Source organism: Luteolibacter sp. Y139, from assembly GCF_038066715.1.
GTDB classification, from domain to species: domain Bacteria; phylum Verrucomicrobiota; class Verrucomicrobiia; order Verrucomicrobiales; family Akkermansiaceae; genus Haloferula; species Haloferula soli.
The window spans coordinates 628869-643655 of the sequence record NZ_JBBUKT010000004.1 but is presented as its reverse complement, the minus strand read 5'-3'; the positions used below and the strand labels follow the sequence as shown (position 1 = coordinate 643655).

Here is a 14787-nt window from a genome sequence, read left to right as displayed (position 1 = left end):
CTCCATGAGCCACGTCCGCCACACGGAAGAGGGTTGAAAAGTGCAAACGATGTCCCCGAACAGGTGTAAACGATGTCCCCAGTCTTTACAGGGCCGCTGGCCCGCAGAAGCACCTGACAACTCCGCCCCACCCCAGCGCCCCTGAGGAGAGGCGACACTCCTGTCGCCCCGTCATCCACCCCCAAGAAACAGAAGCATCAATTCCCTCCAACACACACCAAAAACCCCATGGCTCACCCCGGACTATGAAGCTTCCGCAGCCGCGCCCTGTGCCGCCGCCAAAACACGAGAACGACCAGCCACGCAATCGAAACCGCCAGCATGATAACCCAGTGCGGCAGGAAGATCGACCAGGAGCCATCGAAGGCATCGGAATAAGTGGCGAGCCGGGGAAAGATTCGCGCGGTGTCGCCAGGCATCACCCCGTCATAGATCCATTCGCCGTGCTTGCCGTATTTAATCTTGATGGGGCCTTCACTATGAAACGCGCCGAGCCGGGTGCTCCTCGGTTGCACCATCACCGCGAGCCCACCCGCACCATGAGTCGCTTCGACCCGCGAGTAGCTCGCGATATCGAGATTGCGGTAAGAAAACCCCCACGCCCAGACGATGAATGCCATCACGACAATGCCCGACCAGAAAAGGATTGAGCGATGAAGCGGGCGCGGAGTCATTCTTGCCACTAGCTGCCAGTTGAAGTGATGGCTGGCGAGCTATCTCTTGCTTGCACCCAAGCGCACCGCTCGGAACACCGGTTCTCAACCGCCTTCCCGATCGTATCCGCGCTTCCCTAGCCTCCACCATACGGCTGCGCGCACTGTCGTGCACGCAGATGAAAAGGATCTTCTCCTTCACACCGTCGCCGCTTGCGCAGCGGAATCCTTCCGCCCCGCCGCATAAGCCTCGAATACCCTCTTGATCTCATCCCGCACCCTCCGGAACACCACCATCTGCTCCTCCTCGTCCCCCTCCGCATGCGCCGGATCATCGAATCCCCAGTGATGACGATTCACCTGCCCCGGAAACATCGGACACACCTGGTCCGCATTCCCGCACACCGTCACCACCGTCTCCACATCGCTGCTCAGGAACTCATCCAGATGCTTCGACCGATGCCCTGAAATATCGATCCCGATTTCTAACAGCGCCCGGATCGCCAGCGGATGCACATACCCCGCCGGCTTCGAGCCCGCGCTCTGCACATCCAGCACATCACCCGCAGCCGCACGCAGTATCCCCTCCGCCATATGCGAGCGGCACGAGTTTCCAGTGCAGAGAATCAGAACAGTCGGTTTCATAGTCATCGTGAAGAGGGAGTAGAAGTAGGAGCACACTTGCCACCACAGCACCCAGGCTCGCGAACGCCAATGCACAGCGGCACCGCAATCAACGCCCCAAAAATCGTCGCCACCGGATAAAGCCAAAGGTGCTCCAAGTGCCCGCTCACAATCGCCGGCGCCAGCGAACGCGCCGGATTCATCGAAGCCCCACAAATCGGCCCCGCGAACAAAGCCTCCAGCCCCACCGTCGCCCCGATCGCGACCCCAGCAGTGATCCCCTTCTCCTTCCCTCCCATGGACACACTCAGGATCACCAGCATCAGCGCCGCCGTCAGCACCACCTCCAGCACGAAGCTCTGCCCCACACTCCCCGCTGGCAACGTCGCGCCCAGCGCACCACCGGCAGGAAATAGCACCCTCATCAATCCACTCGCCGCAAACGCCCCCGCCAACTGCGCCGCCACATACCCCGGCACCTCCCGCCAAGAAAACCGCCCCGCCGCCGCAAACCCCAGCGTCACCGCCGGATTGAGATGCGCCCCGCTCACGTCGCCGAACGCATGGATCATCGCCATCACCACCAGCCCGAAGGTCAGGGCGATCCCCGCATGCCCGATCGCCCCACCGGATAGCCCGTTGATCACGATCGCCCCCGTCCCCGCAAACACGAGGAAGAACGTCCCCAGAAACTCTGCCAGTGCCTTCTTCATCGGCCTAACAGCATCCAGCTGGCCCACAGCACGGCACTTCCCCAATCGCCTTCAAGCGCGGGATCGCCGGCAGTCCGCACAGCTCCGGAGCCAGACACTCCGTATGCTTGTGCGCCAGCTCCAGCACCACCGCCTCCTCTGAAACCTCATGCCCGGAAATCGTATACTGCGAGATCACCCGCTCCTCATACTCCACCTCCACCGCCACCGACTCATCCGGCAGATAAGCCGCCGCCTTCCCCAGGATCGCCGCCATCTTCTGCGTCTCGATCCGGTGCTGATAGTCCTCACCCACCCACACCTGCAGCTGGCAAGTCACCGACTCCCGCAAGGTCCCACCACAATCCAGGAACGTCTTCTGCACCCGCCCCACCTCCGTCACGTGAAACGACACCGGCACCGCCTCCCCGTCCGGCAATTGGATCCGGAAGTGCAGGCCACCATGCTCGCCTAACAAGGCCTTGAGTTCACGCAGTGTCATGATGATTGGGAAAAAAGGGAACGTCGCGTTTTGAAAAGATGCTTCGGCCGCGGGCAGCAGCTGCTCTCCCTCACCGTCAGCCGATCCAGCGTCTTCCGGTCATCCTCCGCCCACGCCGGATCAGGGACATCATTCCCCGCATCCAGCACCCGCAGCAGCTTGATAAACTCCGCCTTCACCCGGAAATACATCCACTTCTCGCACTTCTCGGACTCCAGCAAGCCACTCCGCCGGATCACCTGCACATGGCTCGAGACCGACGACTGCGGCATCCCCAGGATATCCGCCAGCTCGCACACGCACAGCGCATCACGCGCCACCAGCCGCACGATCCTCCACCGCACCGGATCCCCCAGCGCCCGGCAAATTTCCACGGGATTCATCGTCACGAAAAAACTCATAACGACGAATCCCGTTAAGACCAGCGGTTTATTGTGACGAAATGAAGCCCCTCTTTTCCTCTGCCACCCGCCGCAAACAAAGAACGGAAAAAACGCGAACGAAGTGAGGGGTCAGCCCCTTCCCATTCGTTGCCCCAATGACAAATCCCCCCCTTGCCGAAGTTAACCCATCCGCGACAACGAACCCTCATGATCCCGCGATCTAGTCTCTCCCTGACCATCGCCACCCACACCCTCGCCGTCGCCGGCGGATGGCTGCTGCTCTCCCAATTCAACAAACCACCCGCCCCACCGCCACCCACAGCCTCATCGAAAGCCTCTCAACGCTCGATTGCTCCCGAGCGCAGCGTCGATGAAATCCTCGGCGAACTCACCAGCCCCGATAAGAAGAAGCTCACCCCGGAGGCAAAGAAGCTCCAGGACTTCCGGGACTCCGTGAAAGCCGCCATCCGCGACATGACTCCGCCCGCCGACTTCGCCGCGGCCGTGGAGGAAGAGCTCGCCGCACGCAAGGGCCTGCCGCCAGACGCCCCGCGATCCACGAAGCTCATTGCCCTCATGTATCACTGGATGGTCGCCGACCCTGCCGCTCTCTTCAAGTGGGCGGCCCAGGACCCGGCTCGCGTTCTCGCCATCCCTGAGCATGCCACCGTTGCCATTCAGGAAGTGCTTCAGGACCACGGCGCCACCGCCCTTCTGCCAGCCATCGGCTTCGGAGGCCCGCTCAATAACTACATCATGAACCTGACCGCCACCCAGATCGCGATGACCGGCGATCTGGCCGCGTTCAAGAGCATGAAGGAAAAGGTGAACCCACAGTTGTGGCAGAACATCCGCCAACTCACCGTCGGCCAATGGCCCGTCGAAAAGAAAGACGACCTCTTGAAAATGGCCATCGAGGAAAACTCGCCCGCCATGCTCACACCCCTGGCCCGACGCGATCCCGAGACTGCAGCGTGGCTCACCGGCCTCGCCAGTGACACCTCGCTCCCCGAGGACTTCCGGAAAGCCTTCCTCGCCGACCGCGGCATCCGCCAGCTCCTCTACGAGAATCCACAGACCTCTCTCGAAGATCGCCTCACGTATATCGATACCCCCGATCAGAAGATCGCAACGGATCGCCTGCTCCGCGGCGATGTCATGCGCCTCATGTCCGCTCCGCAGGACCTCGGCTTCGCCTTCCGTCGCGGCGAGATCACCGCGGAGGAAGTCTATCAGTCCATCGCCGCCGGCACCCCGGAACTCGCCTCCGCCTCTCCGGAAACCCTGCGCTCCCTCGTCTTCCAGAATCTCGCCGAGGAAGATCCCGCCAAGGCCATGGCCCTCCTCAAGGACCTCCCCGAAAGCGAGCAGCATCAGACCATGCTCACCGCCGCCCGCACCTTCTTCAATGACGTCGAGCCGGATCACTTCCTCGCCGCACTCCAGCAAGTCCCCTCCGATACCCCGGAGCTCTGGGAACAGCGGCTCGATGCATGGAACCTCCGCTCCTTCACCAATTCCAATCGCCTCAACGAAGACTTCCTCGCCTGGGTCCGCAACCTCCCGCCCGGCCTCGATCGCGAGATGGGCCTCTACTCCCTCGCCCGCGCCGTCCAACTCACCGATCTCAAGCTCGCCGCCCAACTCCGCAGCGAAGTCACCGATCCCCAGCTCCAGAAACGCATCGCCGACCACCGCTGATGAAAGCCCTCCCCAAGACGCTCACCCACCTCGCCGCCGTCGGCATCGGCATGGCCCTCGCCGTCACCACGCCCGGCCTCCTCTCTAACAAGGACCAAGCAGCGAACAATACATCCACCACGACATCAGCCAACGGCGACAACAAGGACGCCGCCACGCGCAAGGCCGGCACCACCGCTCCCTCAGGTGGCCGCGCCGCCGAGTTCAGGCGCGCCTGGGCCGCCCTCGGATCACAGAAGCTGCCCACGCCCAAGCTCAGGGCGCTTCAGCGAAAGCTGTTAGAAGAATGGGCCGAAGTGGACCTCCAGGGCGCCATGGAAGCCGCCCTCGGCGAAGCATGGGACAGCTGGGAAAATTCCTACGGCAGCCCCTACGGAAATCGCAGCGGCCATCCCCTCGGCGATGCCTTTGCCAAGGCCTTCGCTGAGCATCCACTGGACGCATGGAAAGTCCTCTCCAGCGACAAGCTCGGCCCAGGCGCCCAGCTCCTCCGCCGCGGTTGGGTCTACGCCGTCTCTCGCAAGGATGCCTCCCTCGTCATCTCCATGCTCCCCGAGCTTCCAAACAGCCTGCGCGGACTCGCCATCGTCGAGTCCATGCGTCAGGTCCCGCAGAACAAACCGGAAGAGCGCGACGCCATGCTCAAGAAGATCTCCACCAGCGGCGATCTCACCCAGTCCACCAATTGGCTCCAGACCGCCTTCTACCAATTCAACGGCCCCATCGGCGAAACCGCCGACCTCCGCGCCCGCTGGGTCGACGCTCCCGCCGGCAGCGATCGCGCCATCGCCATCACCGCCTGGGCCTCTTCCTTGCGCGGCGTCACCCGCGAACAATTCGCTACCGAGTGGGCAAACGTTCCCGAGTCCTCCCGCGGCGAAGCCGCCAAGTCCATCCTCTCCCAGCTCCAGGGAAGATTCCCCCTCCTCCTCGAGGTCGTCGACCAGGCCATCGAAGCCGGCGAATGGGCCTACTTGGAAAAAGGCGTCGCTCACAAGATCCCCGCCCTCGACCCAAGCCAACCCGGCACCGATCCGAAGTCCGTCGCCGACTGGGCGCTCAAGCTTCCCGCCCGCGAAGAAGCCACCGATCTCTTCCACAGCGCCATCCAAGGCTACCTCGTATCCGATCCCGACCAAGGCCGCACCCTGTTAGAATCCCTCCCCGCAGGCGACTGGCACCGCGAGCGCGGCTTCATCGAGCTCTCCCAGACCCACCTCTGGCGTCGCAATGACCCCGAGGGCTCCCGCCGCGCCATCGACTCCATCACCGACCCCGTCGCGAAACAAATCGCCACCACCTATCTCTACGATTGGCAGCTCCTGACGAATCGCCCCATCACCCGGCAATGACAGATCGCCCCCTTGCCGAAGTTAAACCATCGGCGACAACGGACCCTCATGATCCCGCGATCTCGTCTTCCCCTGAGTGTCGCCACCCATGCCCTCGCCTTCGCCGGCGGCTGCCTGCTGCTCTCCCAATTCAACAAGCCACCGGCCCCACCATCACCCGCAGCCCCCACCAAGGCCTCCCAACGCGCCCCCGCCGCCGAGCGCAGCGTGGATGAAATCCTCGGCGAACTCACCAGCCCGGATCAGAAGCTCACCGCGGAAAAGAAGAAGCAGCAGGACTTCAGGGATTCCCTCGCCGCCGCCATCCGCGACATGACGCCACCCGCGGACTTCGCCGCCGCATTGGAAGAAGCCATGAAGGGATGGTCGCCCGACGAAGCACCGGAGACACCCCGCTCGCAGAAGCTGATCGCGCTGATGTATCACTGGCTCGTCGCCGATCCCGCCGCACTCTTCCAGTGGGCAGGCGATGATCCCAATCGTCTGAAATTACTCCGGGCTCGCGCCACATTCGCCATCTCGAATGTCCTCAACGATCGAGGCCCCACCTCCCTCTTGAAGGCCATCGGCTCCGCCGGGCAGCTCGATAACCTCGTCATCAACCTCACGGCGAACGCCATCGCAAAGGCCGGCGATACCTCCGCCTTCGCCAGCCTCAGGGAGCGCGTCCCACCGCAACAGTGGGTCCGTGTCCGGGAACTCGCCACCGGCCAATGGCCTCTGGAAAAAAAGGCCGAACTCCTGCAAGTCGCCCTTGAGGAAAATGACCCCTTCATGCTGCTGGCATTCGGCGGGAAAACCCCCGAAGCCGCGAAGTGGATCGTCAGCTTGGAGAATGACCCTTCACTCCCGGAGAAGTTCCGGCAGTCACTCGCCGAAAATCCCTCGCTTCGCGAATCCCTCGCACAGGATCCCGCGCTCCCGCTCGCGGATCGCCTGCAGTACATGAGCCGCCTGGACAAGGATGCCGCCATGGATCAGCTGCTCCGCAATGACGTCTCCAAGCTCATGTCGGACCCGCGCGATTGGAACTACTCCTTCCGCCACGGCCAGGCCACCGCGGAGGAAATCTATCAGTCCGTCGCCGCCGCCACGCCTGAACTCGCCGCCGCTTCACCGGATGCCTTGCGAGATCTCGTCTTCGGCAGCCTCGCCGAGGAAGACCCCGCACACGCCATGCAGCTCCTCAAGGACCTGCCCCCGGACGTGCAATACACGGTCCTCCTCAAGACCACCCGCACCTACTTCACCAACGTCGAACCCCAGCGCTTCCTCGAAGCCTTGCAGCTGGTCCCCGCCGATACCCCCGAGCGATGGGAACAGCGCCTGGATGCATGGAACATCCGCTCCTTCACCAATTCTAACACCTTGAACGAGGACTTCCTCACCTGGGTCCGCGAGCTCCCGCCCGGCCTCGATCGCGAGATGGGTCTCTACTCGCTCGCCCGCGCCGTCCAACTCACCGATCTCAAGCTCGCCGCACAACTCCGCACCGAAGTCACCGATCCCGGCCTTCAAAAGCGCATCGCCGAAAACCGATGAAAGCCCTGCCCAAGACCCTGACCCACCTCATCGCGGCAGGCCTCGGCATGGCACTGGTCATCTCCGCTCCCGGCCTCTTTTCCAGCCAGGCGAAACCCACCGCCACCACCACCGGTGCCCCGGACGCAGACGCCCTTGCCACCGCCACAAGGAAGACATCGCTCTCACCGGACGGCGGCAGGGTCGCTGAGTTCAGGCGCGCCTGGACCGCTCTCGCATCCCGGTCCATGTCGAATAAGCAGCTCATCGAGCTCCAGCTCGCGCTGCTCGAGAAATGGTCGGAAGTGGATTTGCAAGGCGCCCTCGAAGCCGCTCTCGCCGAACCGTGGGACTCGGAAGACGAACTCATCACCCACAGCGCGCGTCACCCACTCGGCGACGCCTTTGCGAAGGCCTTCGCCGAGCGCCCGCTGGAAGCATGGAAGATCCTCTCCTCAGGAAAACTCGGCCCCGGCGCCCAGCTCCTCCGCCGTCAGTGGGTCACCACCGTCGCCCGCAAGGACAGCATGCTCGTCGCTTCCATGCTCGGCGAGTTGCCTCCCAGCCTGCAGGAAATCGCGATCTTTTCCGCGATGACTACAGCCAACCGCGCAACGCCCGCAGAGCGCGAGGCACTGCTGAAGAAACTCGCCTCCAGCGGCAATCCCGAACAAGCCACCCGCTGGCTCCAGATGGCCTATCTGGTCTATTCCAATCAAGAGAGCTCGGGAGTCCCCTCCGATCTTCGCAGCCAATGGAGCAGCGCTCCACCCGGCATCGATCGCATCCAGGCGATGACCGCCTGGTCATTCTCGCTTCGCGCGATGGACCGCGATCAATTCGCCAAAGAATGGGCGCAGGTCCCCGAGTCCGATCGTGGCGAGGCAGCCAAGTCCATCCTCTCCCAAATGCGTGCGGATTCACCCGCGTTTCTCGACGCCATCGATCACGTCATCGAAGCCGGCGAATGGAACTCCCTCGAAAAATCCCTCTCCGAAAACCTTGGTGAATCCGCCCAGCAAGATCCCAAGGCCTTCGCCGAATGGGCCCTCACCTTGCCACCTCGTGCGGAGACCACCGATCTCTATCATCACGCCGTCACCAGCTACCTCGCGGAGGATCCGGACGCCGGACGGGAATGGCTCGAATCCCTCCCCGCAGGCGACTGGCACCGCGAGCGCGGCTTCGCCGAGCTCTCCCAAGTCTACCTTCAGCAGCACAATGACCCCGAAGGCTCCCGCCGCGCCATCGACTCCATCACCGACCCCCTCGCGAAACGGAATGCCACCACCTGGCTCTACGACTGGCAGCTCCTGACCCAAAAGCCCGCCATCACCCGCCAGTGATCATCGCATCATCACGCCTCCCTTCTTCGTAGCGGAAGGACTGCGTCCTTCCGGCGGAGCGCACTCTCTAACAAAACCGCCGCTCCGCCTCCATCACCCGCTCCGCAAACCAAACAAATGTAGCGGCGGTCTATAACCGTCGCACTTCAGCGGCAACAAGCCGCATCGTGAGGCCCCCGATTCACCCCAATTTACCCCGATCCACATCTCCTCCCCACAGATAAACCCTCGAGGCTCCGGCATTATCCCATGGGGCAATCCATCCGAATAAACATCGGAAGCCACCCGTCCCAGCCATCTGCCATGAAACCATCTCTCCTCGCCTGCCTCTGCCTCTCCGCTGGCAGCCTCATCGCCCCCACCCACGCCGCACCCGAGATTGACTCGGATGCCCCGGTCACCGCCGAAGACCTCGGCATCACCAAGTGGGTCCCGAAGCTCCCCGAAGACAAAACCAAGCGCTTGATCGTCACGGTGAAAATCACCCAGACCAAGTTGGACAAGGTGGAACTCCACACCAGCAGGGCCGTGTTCGATCTCGACGCCGCCTCGAAATGCTTCCTCCTCACCTACCGCTCATCTCTCTTTGGAGGAAACAGCAATCATTGCACCGTTCGCTTTGGAAAGTGGCGCAATCCCTCTTCCTCTCGGGGTCTCGACCTCACCGAAAACGTCGATCAGCACGAGGAAACCTATACGCCGAATGCGACCACCATCGTGCGCCACATCGACGGCGGCAACTATCGGATCGATTACATGGTCGAAGAAGTCTCCCGCGAAGAACTGAAAGCCATCGCCGGAGACGCACCAGAAGGTCAAAACGGTGAAAAGCTCGGAACCGATGATCTGAAGGAACCCCGCCCGGTCCCACCCGATCCCGAGCCCAGGAAATAGATGACATAGCCCCTCCATGCGTCCCCCTTGGTATCGCTCCCGCCTCTTCCTGTTAGGCCTCTTCGGCCTCGCCTTGTGGACGGGCGCATGGATGCAGTCCTACGCCCGCGGCAGAGGCGACGTGTGGAATTGGAATGGCCCCACCCGATTCTACTTCGTCTCCCATGGCGGCGGCTGGATGGGCCTCGGCACCGGTGAATCCATCTCCGTCCGCTATCCCGCCATCCTCCCGACGAACCGATGGGATCACCGGAAATGGGATCTCAAATACTCCGACCGGACCAGCTGGTTCCCTCCGGTCCAGACCAGGTTCGACCGTGAGGAGAAGAACCTGTGGATCCACTACAGCTTCTGGATCACCGCATGGTCCGTGGCATGGCTCATACCACTCGCCGCCCGCTACCTTCCCCGCCGCGCCCGACCTCCCCGCTTCCCTGGCACCCCACGCCGCTGGTTCACTTCGCCCTGGCTCTGGGGCGGACTCCCCGGAGCGATCGTATTGATCGCCCTCTGGATCGACTCCGCCACCTACCGCAGTTACGCCAGCATGCGGTGGACCCGCGCAGCCGAACCCGACTACGTCGGCCTCGGCGTCGAATCAAGCGCCGGCCACCTCGCCGCCTGGGCTGGCCGGCCCACGCAAGGCCTCTTCTCCCGCACCAAGCAAACCGGCTACTCCGGCTTCCGCCAAAAATCGCAGACACTCACCCCACCGCCCGCCACCGCTTCCAAGCCCGGCATCCGCCGCTTCCACACCACCTGGCTCACCCTCGCCTCCACCTACTTCATCCTCTGGCTCGCCCTCGCCGCCACCTGGCAATACCGCCAGTCCAAGCAACGCCCATCTGTTAGAGACACCTGTTAGAACAACCGGCGAAGCCCTGAGGAGGGGGGACACTCCTGTCCCCCCGTATCCAGATTACATCCGCCCCCTCCTCACGGCAAAACCGCCCTCACCCTGAAGAACCAGCTCCCCCCCAACCCAACCCCGGGAAAACCCGACACCGTCACCCGCACCCCACCACCCGCCAGCGGCGACTCACTCACCACCGCACGACCCGCCCCCGTCGCCCAACCCGCCGAATACTGCTGCAGCGTCATCCAAGACCCCGCCTCCAGATCCGGCGAAACCTCCACCGCATACGTCATCCCCGGTCGATACGACTCACGCAGCTCGAAGCTGAGCACCGGCCCCGCCTCACCATCCATCGACACCACCGGCAGCGCTCCACGATCCACCGTCGTCGCGACATCCACCGCCGGAATGCCAAACACATAGGCCATCAGATTGTCGATCCCATCTCCGTTCGCATCCTGCGCCGGCGCAGCACTCCCGCTCCCTGCACCTTCACCCGCGATCCACGCCTGATAGTCCCCCGCCGCCGCACTCAGGCCATCCGACACCACGATCTGCCCGTCGCTACCCACCGCCACCAGCAGCTGGTCATCGCCCGCGATGCCCGTCACGCCCCCCGGATTCACCGCGCTGTTGCCGATGCTCGTCCAGCTCGCACCATCCGCGCCGCACTGGAGCAGCGTGCTCCCTACGCCCATCGCCAGGAAGCGCGAACCCGTCCACACCACATCAGTCAGCGCGTAGCTCGCACCCGCTGCAAAGGGCGTCGCCGACGCTTGCCACGTCACCCCATCCAGCGACCACTGCATTTGGCTCGCGCCCGCCGCAGCCAGCCGGCTGCCATTCCAAGCCACCCCGTTGTAAAGCACATCCCGCCCGCCCTGCACCGTCTGCCACGCACTGCCATTCCGCGACAGCACGATCGTCCCATACTGCCCCACCGCCACGAATTCATTTCCGTTCGCCACGATGTTATCCAGCCACGGGCAATCATACACCCGCGAGGACTTCCAGCTATTCGCAGCAGTACCCGGCTGGATCCGGTGCACCCCGTCCGACGTCGCCGCGAAGGTCAGGAGACTCGCGTTCGTGTCCATGTCGTAAATCGACCCCAAGACGCTAGGCGATCCCGCAAAGGCCCACGCCGCCGTCCCCGTCGTGGAAAAGAAATTCACGCCCGCCGCCACGAATCGCGTGCCGATCTTCTCCACCGTCAGATTCGACCCCGGTGTTCCCGAGATGCTCTGCCAGGTGATGCCATCCGTCGAAGTCGCGGACGCATCGTTGCCTCCCGCCGCCACATACCGGCCATCCGCCCACGCCACATCCTCGAAGTCACGGCTAAAGCCCCCCGGCGGCGTCCCCTTCGTCCACGTGATCCCATCCGGTGAGTAGAGCACCGTGCTCCCGTGACCCACCGCCACCACCCGCGGCCCATTCGAGTTCACCGCCTGGATCCACGTCGTCGCCCCGCTCGTCCGCGGCGTCCACGTGATCCCATCCGGAGAAGTCAGGATCGCCCCGCTCTGCCCGCACGCCACCCACAGCGATCCCGTCCAGCAGATGCCCGTGAAGAAAGTCGTGCTGCCCATCGAATACCGCGTCCACGTCAGCCCGTCCGCGCTCGATACATTCGCATACGCCCCGCCCGTCCCGCTGGACAGCGCCACATAGTAGCTCCCGTTGAAAGCCACATCCGTATACGGCTGCGGCGTCACCAGCGTCCACGTCACCCCGTCCGGCGACTCCAGATAGGAGCTCCCGGAAAGCAGCGCTCGGAAGGTCGTTCCCATCGCCACCACGTTCCCGATCGTCACCGTCGTCGTGCCCGTCGCCTTCACCGACCAGCTCACGCCATCCTCGGAAGTCAGCAGCGTCCCGTTCGCCCCCACCACCGCGAAGCGCAGGCCATTGCACGCGAGATCTAGCAGATTGTTAGACGTCCCGCTCGTCCGCAGCGTCCACGTCACCCCGTCCGGCGAAGTCACGATCGTCCCGCTCGCCCCAGCCGCCACCCACAGCCCCCGCCCCTGCTTCACCACGCTCAGGGTGTTGGTCGTCGGGCTTACAACCGCATGCCACGCGTAGCCATCCGGCGATTGCCAGATCGCACCCCCGCTCCCCACCGCCACATAGCCGCCCGGCCCCTTCGCCACCGCGCCGAAGTCCGGTGCGGAAATCGCCATCGGCAGCTGCGTCCAGCTCACCCCGTCCGCCGTCTTCGCCTCCAGGCCGCTGCACGCCAGCTCGCTGCCGGTCCACACCAGCTCTGCCGCATTCGCGTTGATCGAAGTCGATTCCTTCACCCCCGGCACCACGCTCCACGCAATGCCATCCACGGATTCATACATCCCCTTGCTCGTCGCGATGAACCACTTGCCAAAGCGATACTCCACCGCGCTCACCGTCACCGCCGCGAAGCTCCGCGGCGTCCACGTCACACCATCCGGCGATCCCAGCAGCACCCCGCCATTCCCGCCCACCAGGAATTCATTCGCCGACGCACCCAGCGCATACAGCGCGCTCGTCGTCCCGCTCACCCGCTGCGTCCACGTGATCCCATCCGGCGACGTATGAATCATCCCCGTCGAGCCCACATTCAGGAACATCCCGCGCAGCCACTTCACCCGGTCCAGATGCGATGCCACCGTGGCAGTGATCGGCGTCCATGACGTCCCGTTCGTCGACACATGCACCCCGCTGCTGCTGAAGGCATACACCTGCGAGCCCGTCCACACCAGCCGCACCGTCCCCGTGAAAGTCGCCTGGCCCACCCGCGTCCACGTCACCCCGTCCGTCGACTTCAGCACCACCCCGTCTGCCCCCGCTCCCCCCGCTGCCAGCGCGAAGGACCCCGTCCACACCACGTTCGTGAGATTCGGGTAAAGGTTGATATCCCGCGTGCTCCACGTCTCGAAGTCGGCTGAGGTCGCCACATATCCATAGTAACCCACCGCGATGTAGCGGCTGCCGGCCCACACCGTCGCGGTGCCGATCGTGCGTCCACGGGTCTTCGTCCATTCGCGCCCGTCGGACGAAGTCTGCACCGTCCTCACGCCATCGCCCGCCACGAATTCCCCATTCAGCCACTTCACATACTTCGCACCATCCACGACCGAGTGCTCCGTCGTCCACGACTGCCCGTCCAGCGATCGCCATACCCGGTTCGACGCGCCGATCGCCACATAGCTGGACCCATTCCACTCCACATCCACCATGTCCTGCGGAGGAAAGGTCACACCCGTCAGCGTCGCCGGCGTCCACGTGATCCCATCCAGCGAGGAATAGATCTCATTGCTCGGCCCCACGCTGATCAGCCTCCCATTGCACTTCCGCACCGCCGCTGGCAGATGGTTGTTAGAGAGCGCGAGCACCTGCGTCCACGTCGTCAGATCCGTCGACCGCGCGATGCCGAAGGTATTCCGCAAATACGTCGCCCCGTCGTAGTACTCGATTCCGTAACTCAAGGCCTGGACCGGGGTCACCGCGAATCGGCTCCACACCAGCCCGTCCGCCGACGTCGAAAGATAGAACCCGCTGTCCAGCGCGATGAACTGGCTCCCCGTCCACGTCACGCCCTTGTAATCGTACTCCACCGGCATCTCCACCCGTTGCCAATCCAGCCCGTTCGTCGAGCGCAGCATCGCACCTGACGACCCCACCGCTACGTAGTGCGTCCCGCTCCACACCACGCTCTTCAAATCCGCCTGGATCCCATGGAAGTGCTTCACCCACGACTTCCCATCCGTGGAAGTGCTGATCTGCCCGCCCGATCCCACACCCACCATCAGCGGCCCATTCCACGATACCGCAGCCATCTGCTCCCCATCCCCTGCATCCACCCGCCGCCACGAGTTCCCCACCACATCAGCGGTCGCCACCGCAGCCAGCCCCAGCCAAGCCGGAGCCATCGCCACCACCACCTTCATCCATGTCCAGGCCTTCATCATCCGATCGAAATTGAGGGGGAGTTATCAGCACCGGATCACCCGTCCACCGGATGAATCAACTCGTGCACCCCATCAGACTGACTCCCACCCACCCCTCTGACGAGTGGAATCACCCGCCCAATCTGGAAAGCACTGGCCCCCACCCTTTCGTGACACCTCCGTCACCATCCCCGCCCAAGCAGTCGAAGACCCGGACTGCGCGCAGCCCTGCTGCCGCTCAATGCCAGCAGCCCTGCTGCGGGGAAGCACCCCTGTGGCCTCGATTCGCCACCAAGAGCCCGAAGAAAAACGAAACCGAAAGCGCACCCCACGG

The 14787-nt window shown here is 63.7% G+C and carries 12 protein-coding genes; 6 read left to right on the top strand and 6 right to left on the bottom strand.

Annotated elements, in window-relative coordinates; genetic code table 11:
* Positions 1-233 precede the first annotated feature (233 nt).
* The 5 genes from WKV53_RS13645 to WKV53_RS13625 all read right to left on the bottom strand — a co-directional run bounded on the left by WKV53_RS13645 (position 234) and on the right by WKV53_RS13625 (position 2854).
* A complete protein-coding gene (locus WKV53_RS13645; protein ID WP_341405171.1) occupies positions 234-620 on the bottom strand; it encodes a hypothetical protein in 387 nt (128 codons plus the stop codon).
* A gap of 231 nt (positions 621-851) precedes the next feature.
* Positions 852-1298 carry an arsenate reductase ArsC gene (locus WKV53_RS13640; protein WP_341405169.1) on the bottom strand — a complete coding sequence of 149 codons (447 nt, stop codon included), beginning with the start codon at positions 1296-1298 and terminating at the stop codon, positions 852-854.
* Between the two features lie 2 nt (positions 1299-1300).
* The gene (locus WKV53_RS13635; protein ID WP_341405168.1) at positions 1301-1990 is read right to left on the bottom strand and encodes an MIP/aquaporin family protein; all 690 of its coding nucleotides are present in this window, start codon (positions 1988-1990) and stop codon (positions 1301-1303) included.
* 4 nt (positions 1991-1994) lie between these two features.
* The gene (locus WKV53_RS13630) at positions 1995-2471 is read right to left on the bottom strand and encodes a DUF6428 family protein (protein ID WP_341405167.1); all 477 of its coding nucleotides are present in this window, start codon (positions 2469-2471) and stop codon (positions 1995-1997) included.
* Positions 2468-2854 carry an ArsR/SmtB family transcription factor gene (locus tag WKV53_RS13625; RefSeq protein ID WP_341405166.1) on the bottom strand — a complete coding sequence of 129 codons (387 nt, stop codon included), beginning with the start codon at positions 2852-2854 and terminating at the stop codon, positions 2468-2470. Before WKV53_RS13625 ends, WKV53_RS13630 begins: the two co-directional genes overlap by 4 nt.
* Before the next feature lie 207 nt (positions 2855-3061).
* Here WKV53_RS13625 and WKV53_RS13620 point away from each other — a divergent pair, with 207 nt between their 5' ends.
* From WKV53_RS13620 to WKV53_RS13595, 6 genes are all read left to right on the top strand, one after another.
* Positions 3062-4555, top strand: a complete 1494-nt coding sequence (locus WKV53_RS13620) for a hypothetical protein (RefSeq protein ID WP_341405164.1) — start codon at positions 3062-3064, stop codon at positions 4553-4555.
* A complete protein-coding gene (locus WKV53_RS13615) occupies positions 4555-5907 on the top strand; it encodes a hypothetical protein (protein ID WP_341405163.1) in 1353 nt (450 codons plus the stop codon). Before WKV53_RS13620 ends, WKV53_RS13615 begins: the two co-directional genes overlap by 1 nt.
* 48 nt (positions 5908-5955) lie before the next feature.
* The gene (locus WKV53_RS13610) at positions 5956-7449 is read left to right on the top strand and encodes a hypothetical protein (protein WP_341405162.1); all 1494 of its coding nucleotides are present in this window, start codon (positions 5956-5958) and stop codon (positions 7447-7449) included.
* On the top strand, positions 7446-8774 hold the full coding sequence (locus WKV53_RS13605) for a hypothetical protein (protein WP_341405161.1): 1329 nt from the start codon (positions 7446-7448) through the stop codon (positions 8772-8774). Before WKV53_RS13610 ends, WKV53_RS13605 begins: the two co-directional genes overlap by 4 nt.
* Before the next feature lie 303 nt (positions 8775-9077).
* Positions 9078-9668: a hypothetical protein gene (locus WKV53_RS13600; RefSeq protein ID WP_341405160.1), complete on the top strand. Its 591-nt coding sequence runs from the start codon at positions 9078-9080 to the stop codon at positions 9666-9668.
* A gap of 16 nt (positions 9669-9684) precedes the next feature.
* Complete coding sequence (locus WKV53_RS13595; RefSeq protein ID WP_341405159.1) at positions 9685-10533, top strand: hypothetical protein; 849 nt, start codon at positions 9685-9687, stop codon at positions 10531-10533.
* Positions 10534-10604: 71 nt separating this feature from the next.
* Here the strand turns inward: WKV53_RS13595 and WKV53_RS13590 are convergent, their stop codons facing one another.
* Positions 10605-14474 carry a DUF6242 domain-containing protein gene (locus WKV53_RS13590; protein WP_341405158.1) on the bottom strand — a complete coding sequence of 1290 codons (3870 nt, stop codon included), beginning with the start codon at positions 14472-14474 and terminating at the stop codon, positions 10605-10607.
* Positions 14475-14787 lie beyond the last annotated feature (313 nt).

Coding starts and splice junctions, on each gene's coding strand:
- WKV53_RS13645 (WP_341405171.1), bottom strand. CDS start 620: ATGGCATTCATCGTCTGGGCGTGGGGGTTTTCTTACCGCAATCTCGAT.
- WKV53_RS13640 (WP_341405169.1), bottom strand. CDS start 1,298: ATGAAACCGACTGTTCTGATTCTCTGCACTGGAAACTCGTGCCGCTCG.
- WKV53_RS13635 (WP_341405168.1), bottom strand. CDS start 1,990: ATGAAGAAGGCACTGGCAGAGTTTCTGGGGACGTTCTTCCTCGTGTTT.
- WKV53_RS13630 (WP_341405167.1), bottom strand. CDS start 2,471: ATGACACTGCGTGAACTCAAGGCCTTGTTAGGCGAGCATGGTGGCCTG.
- WKV53_RS13625 (WP_341405166.1), bottom strand. CDS start 2,854: ATGAATCCCGTGGAAATTTGCCGGGCGCTGGGGGATCCGGTGCGGTGG.
- WKV53_RS13620 (WP_341405164.1), top strand. CDS start 3,062: ATGATCCCGCGATCTAGTCTCTCCCTGACCATCGCCACCCACACCCTC.
- WKV53_RS13615 (WP_341405163.1), top strand. CDS start 4,555: ATGAAAGCCCTCCCCAAGACGCTCACCCACCTCGCCGCCGTCGGCATC.
- WKV53_RS13610 (WP_341405162.1), top strand. CDS start 5,956: ATGATCCCGCGATCTCGTCTTCCCCTGAGTGTCGCCACCCATGCCCTC.
- WKV53_RS13605 (WP_341405161.1), top strand. CDS start 7,446: ATGAAAGCCCTGCCCAAGACCCTGACCCACCTCATCGCGGCAGGCCTC.
- WKV53_RS13600 (WP_341405160.1), top strand. CDS start 9,078: ATGAAACCATCTCTCCTCGCCTGCCTCTGCCTCTCCGCTGGCAGCCTC.
- WKV53_RS13595 (WP_341405159.1), top strand. CDS start 9,685: ATGCGTCCCCCTTGGTATCGCTCCCGCCTCTTCCTGTTAGGCCTCTTC.
- WKV53_RS13590 (WP_341405158.1), bottom strand. CDS start 14,474: ATGATGAAGGCCTGGACATGGATGAAGGTGGTGGTGGCGATGGCTCCG.